The sequence below is a fragment of the Bradyrhizobium diversitatis genome, assembly GCF_016031635.1.
GTDB lineage: Bacteria > Pseudomonadota > Alphaproteobacteria > Rhizobiales > Xanthobacteraceae > Bradyrhizobium > Bradyrhizobium diversitatis.
The window spans coordinates 118,571-136,096 of sequence record NZ_JACEGD010000014.1; the positions used below are offsets into that span (position 1 = coordinate 118,571).

The following is a 17,526-nucleotide window of genomic DNA, read 5'->3' on the forward strand; positions in this document are numbered from 1 at the left end:
TATTGTTTGAGCATGATCTTTTCGGAAAACCGCTGCACACTTTTCCGGATCATGCTCTAGTCGCGAACGAAGCGCATGAGTTCTCGAATGGCATCGGACGCCGCCGACCACATCATCGATCTCTATCAGCGCAAGGCATCGGACTGGATCGAGAGCCGTGCACGGAGCGGTCTGTTCGAACAGGCCTGGCTCGACCGTTTCCGTGCGCTGTTGCCACCCGCCGGCTCCGTCCTCGATCTCGGCTGCGGCTCGGCAGAGCCGATGGCGGGATACCTGATCGGACTCGATCATCCCGTGACGGGGGTGGATTCCTCGCCGGCGATGATCGATGCGTGCCGACAGCGCTTCCCCAAGCAGGAATGGATCGTCGCCGATATGCGCCGGCTTGCGTTGGGACGGCGATTTGGCGGCATCCTTGCCTGGGACAGCTTCTTCCACCTCTGCTTTGACGACCAGCGCCGCATGTTCCCGATCTTTCGCGACCATGCGAGGCCGGATGCGGCGCTGATGTTCACGAGCGGCCCGGCCCAGGGCGAGGCGATCGGAGCGTTCGGCGGCGAGCCGCTGTATCATGCCAGCCTGGATCCGGCCGAATATCGTTCACTGCTGGAGCGGAATGGATTCCGCGTCGTCTCGCATGTGGTCGAGGACCCCGATTGCGGTGGGCACACCATCTGGCTGGCGCAGCGCCTTTGAGACGCTGCGGCAAGTCGCGGCAGGAGTCGTGCTAGCCGCCGGTCGCGCCTTATGGATAAGATGGCGGTCAAAGAACAGGCCGGCTTGAGTTCCTGAAACGGGAGTGGACAACTACTCCAGCGCCGGCACGGGGGGACCGGCATGAGTTCAGCGCACCGACCATCGGCTGATCCGGGGCAGGAAGACTATCGAATTCTCCATGAACCCGACCTGCGGGACTACGTCGCCCGAATTCCGGTGCTTGCGGCCGGACTTGGTGGTGAACCGTCCTCCTGGGCGATCACCGAGGTCGGCGACGGCAATCTCAACCTCGTCTTCATCGTCAAGGGCGCGCGCAGCGGCGTCGCCGTGAAGCAGGCGCTGCCCTATGTCCGTCTCGTCGGTGAAAGCTGGCCGCTGCCGCTGTCCCGCGCTCACTACGAATACCTGGCGCTGACGCGGCAGGCTGAACTGGCGCCCGGCCTCGTTCCGACCGTGCTGCATCACAACGACGGGCTGGCGCTGACGGTGATGGAGCTGCTCGAACCTCACATCATCATGCGCAAGGGGCTGGTCGCCGGAACGCAATATCCGCGCTTCGTGGACGACATCACCACGTTCATGGCAAGGACCTTGTTCTTCACCTCCGACCTCGCGCTCTCCGCCGCCGAGAAGAAAGAGGGCATCGCGGCCTTTGCCGGCAACCACGCGCTGTGCAAGATCACGGAGGATCTGATCTTCACAGATCCCTACCGCATCGCGGAGCAGAACCGCTGGACCGAGCCATATCTCGATGGTCTGGCTGCGGCCTTGCGCGACGACCTTGACCTGCACGTCGCGATCTCCCGGCTGAAGCTGAAATTCATGGCGGGCCCCGAGGCGCTGATCCACGGCGACCTCCACACCGGCTCGATCATGGTGACGGAAAGCCAGACGCGGGTGATCGACCCGGAGTTTGCTTTCTACGGTCCGATGGGATTCGACGTCGGCGCGGTGCTGGCCAACCTCTTGATGGCCTATTTCGCCTCCGCCGGCCATGAACGCGCACCGGGCGAGCGGCACGCATTCGAAGGCTGGATGCTGGAGACGGTCGCGCAGGTCTGGAACGAGTTCGCGCGCAAATTCCTCGACCTCTGGCGCGGTGGGGCCGCCGGCGACGCCTATCCCATCTCCCTCTTCGCCGGTGAGCAGGGCGCCGCACGTCTCGAGGCCGAGCGCCACGCCTACATGCAACGCCTGTTCGCCGATACGGTCGGCTTCGCCGCCGCCAAGATCGTCCGCCGCATCTTCGGCCTCGCCCACAACATCGACTTCGAGCTGATCGAGGACCCGCGACGACGGGCAACCAGCGAGGCGCGTGCGGTGCGGCTGGCGCGGGCGATGATGGTGGAGACGGCTCCGTTTCGGACGATCGCCGACGTCACCGGCGCCGCGCGAAAACTGCGGGATTGGCAGCCGGAGCTTTCAGGCTGAGACGGAGCTTCTCCGCGCGCATCAGGGGTCCCGTCGGCATGCTCGCTCGATGCGCCCGGGCGCTGGGCTGATGCGCCGAAGGGGAAAGTCGCGTCTATTCCACCACGGCGTGTACTCACAAAAGGCGAATATGTCAGGGGAATCTTGGGATCAATCAGAGCATTATCGCACGTGCCCCGGAGCGGACGTCTTGCGCACTAAAGCGCGATGACATTTGGATGAATCGTCATCGCGCTTCAGGTTGTTGTTTACGCATGATCTTTCCGGAAAACCGCTTCGCACTTTTCCGGATCATGCTTTAGCTGGCGAGGATGCAGCCCCATTTGTGCCGAACATGCCATAGCGCCGTCTGCGGTTAGCTGACCGGATGTTTTCGTGCCACAGCTCGTCGTCTTTTGCGAGGAGCTGACGGAAACCGATTGGCCTTTGACCGAGATCGAGCTACCCTTGCTCATGAGGAAGAGCAAGACTTTCCGGCTCGTTCTGATCAAGCCGTCACATTACGACGACGAAGGCTATGTCATTCGATGGTGGCGCGGCGGCCTGCCTTCGAATTCACTAGCCTGCCTTTACGGCATCGCGCTCGATTGTCGTGAACGCGGGGTTCTCGGGCCCGATTGCAACATCGAGATCGACGCCATCGATGAGACCAACTGGAAGGTGCGTGTCGCGGATCTGGCGCGCGCGATCAAGGCCGCGGATGCCGGCATGGTGATGCTGGTCGGGGTCCAGTCCAACCAGTTTCCCCGATCGCTCGATCTGGCGAGACAGTTTCGCAAGCTCGGAATACACGTTGCGATCGGCGGCTTCCATGTGTCCGGCACCCTCTCGATGTTGCCGGAGCGCGATGTCGGCGTTCAGGAGATGATGGACCTCGGTGTGTCGGTCTTCGCAGGCGAAGCCGAGGGACGGCTCGAGGGGCTGTTGCAGGATGCGGTCGCCGGGCGATTGCAGCCTCTCTACAACTACATCGACGATCTGCCAGACCTGGAGAGCCAGCCTTTGCCGATCATTCCCCGCCAGCAGATCGGAAGGGTCATCGGCCACACCACGAGCTTCGACGCGGGGCGCGGCTGCCCGTTCCAGTGCTCGTTCTGCACCATCATCAACGTGCAGGGCCGCAAGTCGCGACGCCGCAGCGCCGACGACATCGAGGCCGTGATCCGCGCCAACGTCGCTCAGGGCGTCTTCGCCTTCTTTCTCACCGACGACAATTTTGCGCGCAACAAGGATTGGGAAATTTTGCTCGACCGGATCATCGCCCTGCGCGAGAAGGAGGGCTGGGACCTCCGTTTCACGATCCAGGTCGACACGCTCTGCCACAAGCTGCCTAACTTCATCGAGAAATGCGCCAAGGCCGGCGTCCGGCGATGCTTCATCGGTCTCGAAAACATCAACCCGGACAGTCCGCTCGGCGCCAAGAAGCGGCAGAACAAGATCACTGACTATCGCGAGATGATGCTGGCCTGGAAGAGGGCCAGGATCATGACCATCGGCGGCTACATTATCGGCTTTCCCAACGACACGCCGGAATCGATCGTCCGCGACATCGAGATCATCAAGCATGAGCTGCCGATCGACATGCTGGAGTTCTTCTTCCTGACGCCGCTGCCGGGCTCGGAAGACCACAAGACGCTCTACTTGAAGGGCGTCGCGATGGATGTGGACCTCAACAAATACGACCTGGACCACGTCACGACGGACCACCCCGCCATGTCCAAGGCGGACTGGGAGCGGGCCAACGAGCTCGCCTGGAACACCTATTACAGCTGGGAGCACATCGAGACGCTGATGCGGCGTGCCGCGGCGATGGGCAATAATGTCGGCAAGATCGGCACCTACGCGCTCTATTTCAAAGGCTACCATCCCATCGAGCGCGTTCATCCGCTCGAAGGGGGTGTGCTGCGGCTCAAGAGCCGCGACGAGCGCCGTCCGCATCTGCCGGTCGAGCCGGCCTGGTCGTTTTATCCTCGCTATGCGGCCGACACCGCCGTGAAGGCCGTACAATGGGCTTCGCTCGCTCTGCGCCTGCACCGGCTGGCGCGCAAGGTCAAGTCGGATCCGCACCGGCTCGCCTATGTCGATGCGGCGATCACACTGCAGGCCGACGAGACCGCGAGTCTGGATTTGTACAAGACGCGGTCCAGCCAGGCGTTTCTCGATCAACGGCGGCATGTCGAAGAGGCACAGAAAGCTAAGTTGGCCGGGGGATCGTTGCCGACCGGTGTTAGTTGATGTCTCACTCGCCGCGAACCATCGGATCAGATTGACCGACGTCCAGTTGCGCCGAACAGCCCAAACCATCACTTCGGCTTCTGGCCCGCCGCGACCCAGCCGAATGCTCGTTGGCGCGCCGGCTGTCGGGCATGAATTGATCGCAGCTGTCTAGACTGGACGCTCCGGCGTGCCAGTCGAGATGATTAGCTAAGCGACCAGGATACATTCTACACGAGGGTGATTTTCAGGTGGCCGCGTTCCCGTTTAGCGGTACGCCAACTTAGCGAGAGACGGCGCGAGGCTTCCAATGTCGTCTTGCGGGTCAGTTGGGAACGTTGTCGAAAAGAGTAGGTCACGATTTTGGGCTTACGAGACAGTCGATGCCGAGCCCCGGCCAAGCTTGCTGATTGAGGGGCCCGTCTCAACTTCAGAGAGCAGCATTTTCAGAAAGGCTGGCCGCACAACATGACCTGCGTTAACATACGCAGGGAGGGTATGCGATGTCCCACCTCATCGATCGAATTTACGAGTGCGCCTTTGTACCTGAACTGTGGCCGGGCATTCTCGCTGAATTAGTGCAGATCGACGGCGCGCTGGCCGGCTGGCTATGTATCTCGAACGGAAGCGTCATCAGATGGTCTGCTTCGAGCCAGCAGGCAAGAGATGATCTGCGGCCATTAATGGAGAGCGGATGGGTCCCGCGATCGGAGCGTTTCAACCGCCTGCTTCGCGCGAAACAGACCGGCTTCATACCGGACAGCATTTTGTATACGCCCGAAGAGATGCGCAATGATCCGGCCTACAGGGACATGTTGTACCCCCGCGGTATGGGATGGGCCTCAGCTACCGCGATCGCGCTGCCGACGGGCGATGACATGGTGATCGCGTTGGAGCGAGCATACGACCGAGGATCGGCGTCTCCCGCTGTGCTGGGACGACTCAACGAGGTGCACGCTCATTTGGCCAGGGCTTCGTTGGTTGCGGCCCGCATGCAGCTGGAACGTGCCCGGGCCGCGGCCCAGGCACTCGCTCTACTTGGCATTCCTGCGCTCGTGTTCTCGCGCGAAGGGAAGATCCTGGCTGCGAATCCGTTAATCGAAGGCTTGAGTGGCTTCATCTCTTGGCGAGCGAAAGACCGCATTGCGCTGAAGGACGTGCGCGCCGACGCACTGTTGCGCGACGCCATCGCAACGGTGGATCAAGACGACGCCCCCGGTGTGCGCTCATTTCCAACCCGCGACATCAGCTCCACGATGATCGCGCACGTCGTGCCGATTCGCGGTTCGGCGCGCGACACCTTTTCCGGATGCGCGGCCATGTTGATGCTGACACCCGTGACCAGGCCGGAGGCTCCCTCGGTCGACCTCATACGCTCCCTTTTTGATTTGACCCCCACCGAAGCTCGCATCGCTCGGGGCCTGGCCGGAGGCCAGACGGTCAAGGCCATGGCAACAGAGAGCGGCACATCCACGAATACTGTTCGTTGGCATGTCAAGGTTGTGTTGAGCAAAATGGGCTACAATCGGCAGTCTGACGTCGTGGCGCTACTGAATGGACTTCGCCCGCCCGGCTGCGTGAACGATTCCTGAAATCATGTAGTTCCCCCGGAAGCGTGGCGACCGGGCGGCTCCCAGAGGGCCACTAGCGCCAAATTCCTCCGCACGCTCTCGAGGTAGCCGATCGAAAATATTCGGCCGCCCCCCCAAAACGGATGGGGCGCCGAGCGCCGAAGCGCGTCCAGATCGGCCGGAGACATTGGCCGTGACTGGGAGACGCCACAATGAGCTCAATCCACCGAACCACCGAGCCAACACAGGAATCCGTAGAGCGACAGGTCTACAGTCCTATCGAAGCATATTGGGATGCATTTCAAGAGTGGCGCAAACGCGAGACGTTGCGAACTGAATTGTGCCGCCTGACCGAAAGGGAGCTTGCCGATATCGGCATCACGCGCGGTGAGATCGACTACGTGGCCTCGAAGCGAGGAATTGCAACATCGCATCACTCCAGGGGATGGCACGGCGGCGTTCTCGTCATTCTAATGCTCTGCAACGCTTGCGTCCTCCTTTTCGCGGACGAAGCCAAAGCTCAGTGCACGGCGAGAGATGTTTTGCAGGCTCGCTTGGCGCTCAAGGAGGTTGCCGGAGCTCGCAAGCCGCAGACTGCCGTTGAATCCGCTGCCGATGTTCCGGTGTGGAGGAAGACGACGGTAGGGACATTTCCAGATTCGGTCGCTCTTCGTAACGCGTTGAATGCGCGAGGGTGTGGTGTTGGAGAGTTGGCTAGTGAAATCATGGCTCGACCAGCCTTTACCCTAAACACCGCGAAAGCAGACTTGGAGCTTGTCACGGTTTCGGCGGCGGAGCTCGGCTTTCAGACCGAGACGGTGTTGCTCGGGCAAATTTACGCCCGTGCCCAACAACTGGGTTTTGGGCTTGCGCCAGCAGAGATTGCTCCGCAATTGAGGCTTCAGTATCTGGATCAGCCGATCGGTGAATTTCTCACCATCGGTATGAACCCGATCAAGACATCGAAGGGAGCGCCCGTCATTCTGAACGTAGCCAATGGCGGAGCAGGACTCATTCTCATCGGGCAGGATGGTCGCGCCGACGCGGAAATCTTTGTTGGGTCCGTTTTTGTGTTCCTGCGGTCGAAAGAAGCGGCACCTGCGGAGACAACACTCGTCCATCGCTGATTTCCAGAGCCCGCATGGCCTCGCCGGAAGGCGAAGGCATTCGGAAGCCGCATAGGTCAGTTGTACTCTGTAAGTCCGTCAAGCCCGCGGTTTGCTGTTTGGTGCAAAGCACCAGCCGGCGCTAACCGTCGTGGTGGTCGAGACCGTCGACAGCAAATGGCTGCTGGAGATCGAGGCGATCGCCGCCGAATGAGGCGGCTCGTCGATGCTGCAATGAGCCAATCCTATCGGGTGTCCAATGGCTGAGATTCATCCGTTCTACCAGACGCACCGCCACGCGATGGAGGCCGCCATGCGCGAGCGAATAAACCTCGCTGAACCGATGCTCCGCGAGCGCGCGCATCTCTCCGATATGGACAAGGTCAGGCAGGAGGTGACGGACGAATTCGAGATCGTCCTCACGCAGATGCCCTATGTCGGCGGTGCAGCCAGCCGCATGAGCGATTTCTTCATGCGCCTAACCGGCTTCATGGCCATCAGTCGGGTGCTGCGGCGCCACGGCGCGCCGGTGCCCGTGATCGGTGAGATCGAGCGCGAGACCTGCAAGGCGCAGCTGCTGACGATTCCCGAAGCCGAGCGTCTCGCCGCAGGGCGTCAGTTCATGTCACGGGAGAACCAGGCCTTGATGCGCGAACAGGCGGCAGGGAGCGTTACACAAGCTCACCAAGCGGAGTTTCCGGAAGATTTCGTCGAGCCGGGTCCGCAAGACAGCTTCGAATTCGGCGTCGACTACAAGGCCTGCGGCTTCTGCAAGCTCGCGGCGCGCCGCGGCGACGCGGAGGTACTGCCGAACATCTGCGGCCTCGACTTCGTCGCCTACGCCGCGCGAGGCATCCGCCTGGAACGGACCCAGACGCTGGCGAGCGGCGCCAGCCACTGCGGTTTCCGATTTTCGCGGCTGCCACCCGACCGGGAGATCGGGAGCTAAAGCATGATGTGACCAGGCTTGATCGCGACAGGGGAAGGTGCGCTCCCTCTCCCGCTTGCGGGCAGGGCTATCGCATTTGAATTTTGCAGAGGTCGTCATGCCCGGGCTTGTCCCGGGCATCCACGTTCTTTGTGCCGCGTGGAAAGGCGTGGATGGCCGGGACAAGCCCGGCCATGACGCTGTGGAGACAGCCGGTGCCCATAGCGGCATCTCATATGCGATAGCGCTGCGCTTGCGGGAGAGGGTTGGGGCGAGGGTATTTCCGCAATGGGACAATCGCCAAGAGGAGAAGGCCCACTCCCGGCGCGCGGGACGATGCTGCGCATCGCCCGGACGCGCCGACCTCTCCCGCAAGCGCAGCGCAATCGCATATGGCTTTATCGCAAGACCTGAGCGCGCGCCTCGTCCTTCGAGACGACCGCTTCGCGGTCCCTCAGGATGAGGCTAAGCGGCACCGGCGCCCGTTGAAACTGGCGCAAACGCACTCGCTCCTCATCCTGAGGGCCCGCCAACGGCGGGCGTCTCGAAGGATGGCCACAGGCGATATCGCTCCATATGCGATTGCCCTGCCCGCAAGCAAGCGGGAGAAACTGATGCGGATCCCTTTTCGCGCCTCTGCTCAGTCCTCGTCCTGCCACCTGCGCAGATCCGTCTGGTCATGATAGGCCATGCGGTCCGGCGTGGTGATGAATTCCATCGTCGTGCCCCACGGCATGCGGCAGTAGCAGACCTTGTTTCCAGGACCTTTCTCGGTTGCATAGGGAATAGCGCGCGGCGCGGTGAGGGGCGTGCCTCCCGCCTTCGCGAAGCGCTCGACCGATGCGTCGATGTCGTCGGTATAGAGAGCGAAATGCGTGATGCCGAAGTCGCTCGCCCGGATCGGCTGGGCTTGCTCGGGCCCGTGCATTTCAAAGAGCTCGATATCGGGTCCGGTTCCGATCTTGACCATCGCCTGCGCTCGCACGACCGTTCCGGGAAAAGCGCCGACGGCCCGCTCGAATTCGGGTCCCTGCCGCGGCGGATCCTGCGGTCCGAAGGACTGGTAGATCACCTGGCCGCCGAAAGCTTCCACCAGGAACGATTTTGCTGCTTCGATGTCGGGCACCGTGATGCCGATATGATTGACGCCGCGAATGACGGGGGCGGTCATGACAGTCTCCTTTGCTGTTAGTTCGATCCATCGCGATCGCCGCGGCGCAATTCGCCCGCAGCCTCGCGATCCGCCCGGCCCACGACGGCGCGGGCGCCGAGTTTCATCTGGCGTTGACGAATTCGATCAGGACGGCCGCGACTTCATCCGGCCGCTCGTCCGCGACATAGTGGCTGCACCGCGCGATCGAGCCGCCCCTCACATGGGTGGCGAACTCCTTGAGCATCGGCACCATCTGCGCACCGAACCGCTGGTCCCCACCCAGGCCAAGCACCGGTATCTCGAGCGGTTGCTTCTTGTACTCGAGCGCAGTCGCATGATCGGCGGCGAGGGCGCGGTACCATTCCATGCCGCCACGCGTGCGGCCAGGAAGCGCCATCGCCTTGGCGTAGATCTCGATGTCCGCCGGATTGAAGGTGCTGTGATCGTAGAACCGCTCTGCCATGAAGGTCGAAACATAGTCATGTTCACGGCCATGAATCAGGCGCTCGGGCAGGTCCCGGTTCATATGGAAGCTGAAGTGCCAGAGCCTTGCGGTCGTCGCCTCCCATCCGGTCCAGCCGGGAAGCGGAACGTCGAGGACGGCCAGGTGGGTAACGGCCTCCCGATAGATGGCGGCCTGCGGCAAGGCGACCATTCCGCCGATGTCATGTCCGCACACGGCGTAGCGTTCATGCCCAAGGGCAACCATCACTTCATGCGCGTCGCGCGCCATCGTCGCCTTGTCATAGCCGCCCTGCGGGCAGTCGGAAAAGCCCGCGCCGCGCAGATCCATGGCCACCACGCTGAAATGCTCGGCCAGCAGCGGCATCACCTTGTGCCATTCCCACCATGTTTCCGGCCAGCCGTGAAGGAGAAGGATCGGCGAGCCCGAGCCTCCCGTGACGGCGTTGATCTTGATGCCATTCACCGGCACCAGCTGCTGGGTAAACCCTTTCAAGGATGCGATCATGATCGCTTTCCGGTCAGGTGTTGACGTTCAAACAGAGCTCGTGGCCAGCGCTTACGGCTGGTCGAAATCGGTGGCGATCGTGATGTCGCGCCAGGCGTCGATATCGCTGCGGAAGGCAGCCAGCTTTCGCTCGGCGATGGCGTGCGCGATCGGGCCGAGCGGCAGATGAAGCGGGGCGTCGTCGGCGTCGACGGCCTGCAGGATCACCGCGATCGCCTTGTCGGGATCGCCCGCCTGATTGCCGTTGTTGGTTTCGCGATAGGGCTTGCGCGAGCTCGTGGCGTATTCCGGCATTTCGTTGGCCGCCATCGTGATCGAACGGCCGAGGAAATCGGTGCGAAATGGCCCAGGTTCGACGATCAGCACGCGTATGCCGAATGGCTCCAACTCGCCGGCGAGCGCTTCGGAAATCCCTTCCACGGCAAACTTGGCGGCGTTGTAATAACCTCCGCCGGCGCCGCCCGCGATGCCCGCGCCGGAGGACATGTTGACGATCGTTCCGCCCGAACGTCGCAGGACGGGCAGGGCGGCTCTGGTGGTTTCGATCAGACCGAAGACGTTCACCTCGAACATCGGCCGATATTCCTCGGGCGTGCCTTCCTCGATCGCGCCGAACAGTCCGTAGCCGGCATTGTTCACGAGCACGTCGAACCCGCCAAAGGCCTCGACCGCCTTCGCGACCGCTGCCTTGGCTGCCGCCGCATCGGTCACGTCGAGTGGCAAAGTGATCATGCGGCCGCCGAAAGGCTCGACCATGTCCTCGATTGTCTTGACATTGCGGGCCGTCGCGATGACCCGATCGCCGCGCTGTGCTGCAGCGAGCGCGAGCCGCTGGCCGAAGCCGCTTGAGCAGCCTGTGATGAGCCAAGTTTTCATGACTTCTTCTCCGAGTTGTTTTCAGACGATTGGGTCACCACCATCGTGATCATCATCGAGTCCTCAATTGCGGACATCGGAGCGGTCCACCGCGTTCTGCGACCGCTCCAGCAAATCTCTTTGCGATCCGGACGAGCTTCCCGTGCGTTCCGCAGCCAGTTCACCCAAGGGGCCGCCCTCATGGGTCGGGGGAATCCACAGAGGACCCACCTCCAGGCGATGGCGGGAATCTAGGTGCTTAGATTTGTTCTTTGAGTGACATAACTGTACTCTCGGCGTTCAGTTTTGTGTGGGTGGTGCGATGGAATGGAGCGACGTCAGGATCTTTCTTGCGATTGCGCGATCCGGCACGCTCGGCGGGGCGGCGCGTTCTCTTCAGACAAGCCATCCGACCGTCGGCAGGCGCCTTCGCGCGCTTGAGCAGGCAATCGGTCACACGCTCTTCCAGCGCACAGCGGACGGTCTTGTTCTGACCGATGAGGGCCACGGGATCGTTGCACTGGCCGAGCAGATGGAGGAAGGCGCGCTGGCCATGGAGCGCCGGCTTGCGGGGCAGGAGCAGAACCTCAAAGGCAGTCTGCGCATTTCGTCAGCGGACTGGTTTGGGGCCTATGTCCTCCCTCCTATCCTCGCGGATTTCTCGAAAGCCTACCCCAATGTCGAGGTCGAGATCCTGACCGGCACGCGCCGAGTCAACCTTGCCCAACGGGAGGCTGATGTCGCTTTTCGTATCGTTCCGTTCGACACTGCCGATGTCGTTCAGCGGCGGCTCTTCAGGCTCGAATACGGCGTCTACATCGCCGAGGAGGCGGCCGATCCCAAGTATGGCGATGGGACCGGTTTCCGGCTGATCACCCATGACACATCCACGGGTAACTTCCCTGACATCGCGTGGCTCATCGAGAGTTTCCCCAACGCCAGACTGGTCCTGCGATCGAACAACCGCAACGTCCAGGGGCGCATGTGCAGGCAAGGGGTCGGCATCGCTGTCCTGCCCCGCGTGGTCGGCAATCAGATCCCGGGTATCCGCAGACTGGAGCTGCCGACGCCGCCGCCGGCGCGAGACATTTGGATGGGATACCACCGGGACCTGCGGCGTCTCGAGCGTCTTCGCGCGTTCATCTCGACGGTATCGGACCATCTCGTGAACGCGACCGCATGATGTGCGGCCCGGAAATGACTCAAGGCTCCCGGAGAAACGCCAAGATCGCTAGGGTCGTTCGGCGGTCATTTTCACCATCGCACCACCCCAGCCGTCCACGCCGCGTAGATGTACCCGCGATGCGGATAGCTCTCGTCAGGCTTCCAGCTGTCGAACGCGACGTTCAAGTCCTGGAGCCTTCAAAGCCAAGCTCGACCTACCCGGCATAAATTTGATCGTCGCCTAACTGTCGCCGAACTCCGAACCCGAAATCACGACTCTCGCAGGGATTGAACTAACTGCGATCTGCTGCTTATGATGCATCATCAATCGCTTTATTTGTGGGAACGCAAATCAACTGGACATGCTGGCATAGCAGAGGAGCAGAACATGGTCGTGGTCCTCACGCGAAAGCGCCTCGTTTCGAAGCAATTCAAGGACAATCAGAAGCTCCAGCGATGCCTGCTTTCGCCAGCCGATCATGTTCTGCCAGGCTCACGCGGAGAGCACGTCGGTCTGATCCAAGAAGCACTGACGAAGCTCAGCATGGGAGTAATCGGAGCAAGTGAGATATCTACCGAGCTGTACGGGCAATCGACCCAGCAAGCCGTGCTTCGTTACAAGGGGCCTCCCCGCAACATCATCAACACGGATTACCAAAGAACGCCGGACAACATCGTCGGCCAAATGACGATCGATCGTCTCGATGCCGATATGGTGGAATTCGAAAAGGTACCTGAGAGCTTGCTGGTTACGCTAACTGAGGCAGGGCCGAAACACGACCACTCGAAATGTCCAACTCTGCAAAGTGGAGGCCACAAGGGTACACCGATCAACCCACTCCCGTTCGGCAAAAGGATCAACATTTACGGGACCCATGAGACTGATTATCTAGGATTTGACGACTATGCGCCAAATCCGAACTTCGCAGGGAGAGGTCAAGGGGATCCGAGTCCTCCACGATTTCTGACCAATGCTCCGCCGCATCTCCACGGGCTCGAAGCTAAGAGCGTTAGCAATATCGCAATCCGAAGCAGTCCCATTTTTGCGAACCATGTCCATAGCAACCCGAATGAAGTGGAGGAGATCCTCCGGGTTGCGATGCCGGGTTGCAGGGTCACCTATGCTGGCACCGACGAGAACTTCAGTACCTTTGGCCCTACCGTTCTGCGGTTCGGTCCAGTGATTGAACGGCATGTCCTCACCACCCGGGACCCGGGCACGACGGCTGACTCGCATTTCCACGTGATCGTGCTCGTAATTCTTGATCCGGATACCGTTCTTCGAAGTTTCCAGCTGCCACCGTTCCTCTAGGCGTTTGGTGCGTGGCCGCAGTCCGCCCGTGGTTCCCAAACTGAACCGCCGTCATTCCATGAAATGATAGCTGGCGGAGCCGACATCATTTCCGTGCTGGCAAGTGCCACGCGGCGCGAAGCCGTCGAGTACGATGATTGGTAGAAGAGACCAGATGAACCCCAAGGGTTAGTTGAGCGGATGTAACCTGCGGCATCTGGAAGCCGAGCTGGTCATTATCGCGGACGGGGCAGGGGTGCGCTGGCGACGAGCCGCGCCACACGGCGGCTCGTCACCGTCCAGCGGCTCAGAACAGTTTGTAGTCGCCGCGATGGACTCCGCGCGCGTTGTCGCGCCATCGATCTAGTCGACCGCCTTGCGGCACTCGACGACCAACCTGGCGGCTGCTCGTCGCTGCATTGCCTCGATGTTGTAGGTAGCGGCGGCGGGACGCCACGCCGCGTGAGGAGCCACTCGCCTCTACGCCGGACCGATGACCGCTCGTTACCGCGCGCGTTGCGTAATCGTAATCGAAGTTTGCTCCTCTTGGTTCAACCAGCTCGCGGATCAATATCCGTCTTTAAGCCTTGCTACAGCGAGTTGAATTTCAAGATGGGGTCCTACTATCGCGTTAGTGCTAGAACGGATTGCCCACGCGAGCTTATCGATAAACTCGTACTCACGTTGCTCAGGAGACCACTTGTCATAGCCATGTTTTTTCAGAAGTTTCATGCCCTTCGCGGCCAAGTCCTGCCTCCATTCTAATGGTCTTGAGAGACTGTAGCTGTGGCCGACATCGACAGCATAGTCTTCGCAGTTTTCGGCAAGTTGGAGGATAAAAGACAGCGTTAGAATACCTGCTTCGTCTTCAAGACCTCGAACCCGACCATGAGTAACGCGATGCTTGAGATTTAATCGCACATCCTCTTGACTCCAATCCATGGCACCGGCGGCAACACCTTTTGCAAAGCCCTCTTTCAAAAACTTGATCTTGATCTGCCGGATCGCCTCCCGGGCTGCAACTCTGTCGGATACCTTTAGAATCAACTCGGGAACCGCTGCGGCAATACCCTCAGGTGTGAAAACGCCCTCAACGCCCGCCCGGATGGCAGCTTTGTACATGTTTGCTCGCGCCCGAAAAAACGCGCGCAGCGGCGAGCCACCTCCGCCCCCGCTTGCGCCACCGCCGGCGCCGCCGCCCTCGCTCCCTCCGCCCCCACTTGGAGGCTTACCGAGCGTCGGGGCGCTCGCGATTTTCTGTTCCAGATAGGCTTGCGCGCCGCTCCCTGGTATCCTGCGCGTCTCAAAAGCCCCGACGCGGCCTCGTCGGACATAAAGTTCTTCGACTTTCGCGGGCACTTTCGCGCCAGGTTCGACCTTCAAGATTCGGGCGTCCGGATTTCCGGAAGTTGGGTTTTTCACCAGTTGGGCGCCCTCGGGAATATCAACCCGAAGTTTCGCCGCGTAGGATTCACCCATCTGCCGATCCGCACCGTGAATCAGGCAGTTCTCCCAATCCCGCTCCGCGAAGAATATGCGACCCTGGGAGTCCGCGGTTAATGCGCCATTGCGAATATTGAACAGGAGCTTGTTCGCTTCCGCCCCGTGATAAAGAACGCGAGAGGCCATCTATGTGTCCTCCGGTGGTCTGGAGATCACTCGTCATTTTCGACCGACGGCGGAGGAGCCGATGGAAGTCGGGGCCTCCACCAAATCTCCAGATTGATTCGTTTGAAAGACTAGTCGCGAAAAAGGACCACCAGGTTCAAACGTGCGGCTCGATGTTTGGCGGGCTGTGCTCATCGCTGCGCACCTCGCGCGATGCGCGCAGATTTCCGCACTGCTCCGCCAGCCATCCTGTCCCACTACTGCTGCTCCCGAGCGGGAAAGGTTGGCCGCATGATCCTTCCCTCGAAGCGTCTCGGCCTGCTTTGAGCAGTGCTACCAGTCGGCGGCATCGCCAGCGAGAGGTCGCCGCCTCAGCACGGGTAGGATCCGAATCTCATCGCTCCGGAATCGTCCTTGGGCGTTGCCGCGCGCCAACAGCGCGATCTGGTTAGCGCGGAATAGCAGCTTGCCGTCCCATGGTTGCGCAACCGGCTGAAGCGCCGCGCCGGGTCTCGTCGGTCGGGCGACCTTTCGGCCGCACCCCCTGCGGGCTTGCCGGTCGTTGCTCTGTTTCGTCGCTGCCGTCGCCGTTTCAGTCATGGTCGTCTCATTGCTGCTGCAAAATTCATGGCCTTGGCGACGCGGCCGCCGCGCAATCGCGCATGGTTTTGGTCCTCCTATCTGGTAATCGAGGCGGCGCGGCCAACCGGAAAGGCTCGAGCAGATTTATTGTCGGCCGCCGCTGGTCGGGTAATCCCGCTGGATCGGCCAGCCGAAACCATCCGCTTCAAAGAAAGCGTCGCCAGATCAGAAAAGTCGGAAGCCGCGCGCTTAGCTCAGCGGAACGAGCGCCTGGCCTACATCCAGGATGTCGGCGGTTCGATTCCGTCAGCGCGCACCAAATAGGGGATTCACTTCGGGCCGGCGCGGGCGTAGGATTGGCTCATGCACACCGGCGGCACAATCCGGGTAGTCGCGGATTTCGGCTTCAAACCAACCCTCGGCTTCGGCCCGGGCGTCGCTTCGCGATCGGAATTGCAGGTAGTGGCTGTAGTGCTTGCTTTCCAGCCATGTCTTGAAAGACAAAGTTAGGGTAGTGGCCAGGCTGTGGCCGAAAAGTTTCGTGCAACTACTCCAATGCGAGATGTCTTATCTTTGTCGGCGTCGGCTTTCTTGTGCATAGCCGTCCGGGCTCATTTCATATGGTTGCGGCGCGGTTTCGGGGGAAGGGGGCCGTCTGATTTGCGGCTGCCGGGCGCCGCGACCATCATCTTTCCTCACGCGAGGCTGTGCACTTCGTTCATGAGGGACAGCATCATCATAGACGCAATGTATGCGCGCCTCTCTGCCTCGGTATTACCGCCGTCAGTAGAGCGCTGTGCGTCCTTAGAGGCCATTGTCACTAGTGGGTGCTCAGCTTCGTTCTTCAAAATCCTCATTGTGTAAAAGCAAATAGCAGCCGCGTCGTCGGCGCCTCGATTAAAATCAAACTCATCATTGTGAGACATCTGGATGGTGCGCTGGACCAACTCCTGTCCGTTCAGGTTCGAAACCGTCGTAAGGACGTCACCGACCGCCGCGCTCAGTTCAGCGTCTTTGATCGATCCCCTCGTCGCGAGCTTGATGTGATGCCCGGCGGTAAATGTGAAGAAGCCGAGAATATAGTAGTTCGTCCAAAAGCTCGAAGGCAGTCCCTGGTTGTGTTGGATCGTCGCTATCAGGGGGCGAATGGCGTTGACGGCCGCTTCGGCACCAACCTTCCGATGTGATTTGAACAGACCGAACACTATCTCAGGGTCCGAGTGGCTGTAAGAGAACAGAGCACGAAGCTCCCGGCGTTGATGATCGACTTACTGAAGTCGCACAGTCTTCCGATCGCAAAGACCGTGCTCTGGCCCGCAGTCGACACCGCGATGATTTCGCCGCGCCGGCAGGCCTGCTGCAGATTTGCTAGCTCCGCTTCACCTGAACCAGAGAAGATTGCCTGAGCGCCGGAGCGGCAATAGGCCGATGGCTCCCCAGTTGGTTTCGGCGCTGCTGCTGGCTGTGTCTGAGCGTGCGCAGTCGCGGCAAATAGTAGTGTGGCGCAAACCACCAAGATTACTAAGCAATGTGCCGGTCAATATCCAATATCGACTGGAGTATAGATCTTGGAAAAGCGTGGCCGCCGACGCGAGCCACTGCAGTTTCCGCTTCTCGCGGCTGCCGCCGACCGGGAGATCGGGAGCTAAGCAGCATTCCGTACGTTGTTCAGCACCGCCGCTGCCGCGTCGTCATTGCGAGCGCAGCGAAGAAATCCAGGAATGCACCCGCGGAGAGGTTCTGGATTGTTTCGCTGCGCTCGCAATGACGAGGCAAGCCACGGCTCATCGAAGCCACCGCCATGATGACACCATACCCCTGTTTTGCCCGACGAGTCAAAATTCACTTCGCGAAATCCGCAATTTCGCGAGGTCGCCGGTAAGCCATTGATTCCGCTGGCCCCGGCTACTGTGCATGGGGTTGTTTTCGTATTTTT

The 17,526-nt window shown here is 60.8% G+C and carries 14 protein-coding genes and 1 tRNA gene; 10 read left to right on the forward strand and 5 right to left on the reverse strand.

Annotated elements, in window-relative coordinates; all coding sequences use genetic code 11:
• Positions 1-87: 87 nt before the first annotated feature.
• From H1B27_RS17095 to H1B27_RS17130, 7 genes are all read left to right on the forward strand, one after another.
• Positions 88-696: a class I SAM-dependent methyltransferase gene (locus H1B27_RS17095; protein ID WP_197966829.1), complete on the forward strand. Its 609-nt coding sequence runs from the start codon at positions 88-90 to the stop codon at positions 694-696.
• Between the two features lie 141 nt (positions 697-837).
• Entirely contained in the window at positions 838-2,148 is a 1,311-nt protein-coding gene (mtnK, locus tag H1B27_RS17100; protein WP_197966830.1) for an S-methyl-5-thioribose kinase, read from the forward strand.
• Between the two features lie 453 nt (positions 2,149-2,601).
• On the forward strand, positions 2,602-4,383 hold the full coding sequence (locus H1B27_RS17105; protein ID WP_197966853.1) for a B12-binding domain-containing radical SAM protein: 1,782 nt from the start codon (positions 2,602-2,604) through the stop codon (positions 4,381-4,383).
• Positions 4,384-4,865: 482 nt separating this feature from the next.
• Complete coding sequence (locus H1B27_RS17110; protein WP_197966831.1) at positions 4,866-5,954, forward strand: helix-turn-helix transcriptional regulator; 1,089 nt, start codon at positions 4,866-4,868, stop codon at positions 5,952-5,954.
• 191 nt (positions 5,955-6,145) lie between these two features.
• Positions 6,146-7,060: a DUF1127 domain-containing protein gene (locus H1B27_RS17120; RefSeq protein ID WP_311976954.1), complete on the forward strand. Its 915-nt coding sequence runs from the start codon at positions 6,146-6,148 to the stop codon at positions 7,058-7,060.
• 91 nt (positions 7,061-7,151) lie between these two features.
• Positions 7,152-7,253 carry a RidA family protein gene (locus tag H1B27_RS17125; RefSeq protein WP_162131049.1) on the forward strand — a complete coding sequence of 34 codons (102 nt, stop codon included), beginning with the start codon at positions 7,152-7,154 and terminating at the stop codon, positions 7,251-7,253.
• A gap of 45 nt (positions 7,254-7,298) precedes the next feature.
• Entirely contained in the window at positions 7,299-7,988 is a 690-nt protein-coding gene (locus H1B27_RS17130; protein ID WP_197966832.1) for an L-2-amino-thiazoline-4-carboxylic acid hydrolase, read from the forward strand.
• A gap of 619 nt (positions 7,989-8,607) precedes the next feature.
• Here H1B27_RS17130 and H1B27_RS17135 read toward each other — a convergent pair.
• From H1B27_RS17135 to H1B27_RS17145, 3 genes are all read right to left on the reverse strand, one after another.
• Positions 8,608-9,138: a VOC family protein gene (locus tag H1B27_RS17135; protein WP_197966833.1), complete on the reverse strand. Its 531-nt coding sequence runs from the start codon at positions 9,136-9,138 to the stop codon at positions 8,608-8,610.
• A 103-nt stretch (positions 9,139-9,241) separates the two neighbouring features.
• Complete coding sequence (locus H1B27_RS17140; protein ID WP_197966834.1) at positions 9,242-10,090, reverse strand: alpha/beta fold hydrolase; 849 nt, start codon at positions 10,088-10,090, stop codon at positions 9,242-9,244.
• 51 nt (positions 10,091-10,141) lie between these two features.
• A complete protein-coding gene (locus H1B27_RS17145) occupies positions 10,142-10,966 on the reverse strand; it encodes an oxidoreductase (protein WP_197966835.1) in 825 nt (274 codons plus the stop codon).
• A 301-nt stretch (positions 10,967-11,267) separates the two neighbouring features.
• On the opposite strand from H1B27_RS17145, the gene H1B27_RS17150 reads away from it, so the two are divergent.
• Positions 11,268-12,128 carry a LysR family transcriptional regulator gene (locus H1B27_RS17150; RefSeq protein WP_197966836.1) on the forward strand — a complete coding sequence of 287 codons (861 nt, stop codon included), beginning with the start codon at positions 11,268-11,270 and terminating at the stop codon, positions 12,126-12,128.
• Positions 12,129-12,497: 369 nt separating this feature from the next.
• Positions 12,498-13,421, forward strand: a complete 924-nt coding sequence (locus tag H1B27_RS17155; RefSeq protein ID WP_197966837.1) for a hypothetical protein — start codon at positions 12,498-12,500, stop codon at positions 13,419-13,421.
• A 546-nt stretch (positions 13,422-13,967) separates the two neighbouring features.
• Here H1B27_RS17155 and H1B27_RS17160 read toward each other — a convergent pair.
• The gene (locus H1B27_RS17160; protein ID WP_197966838.1) at positions 13,968-15,029 is read right to left on the reverse strand and encodes a hypothetical protein; all 1,062 of its coding nucleotides are present in this window, start codon (positions 15,027-15,029) and stop codon (positions 13,968-13,970) included.
• Between the two features lie 804 nt (positions 15,030-15,833).
• On the opposite strand from H1B27_RS17160, the gene H1B27_RS17165 reads away from it, so the two are divergent.
• A tRNA-Val gene (locus tag H1B27_RS17165) sits at positions 15,834-15,909 on the forward strand.
• Between the two features lie 376 nt (positions 15,910-16,285).
• Here H1B27_RS17165 and H1B27_RS17170 read toward each other — a convergent pair.
• Entirely contained in the window at positions 16,286-16,795 is a 510-nt protein-coding gene (locus tag H1B27_RS17170) for a hypothetical protein (protein WP_197966839.1), read from the reverse strand.
• Positions 16,796-17,526 lie beyond the last annotated feature (731 nt).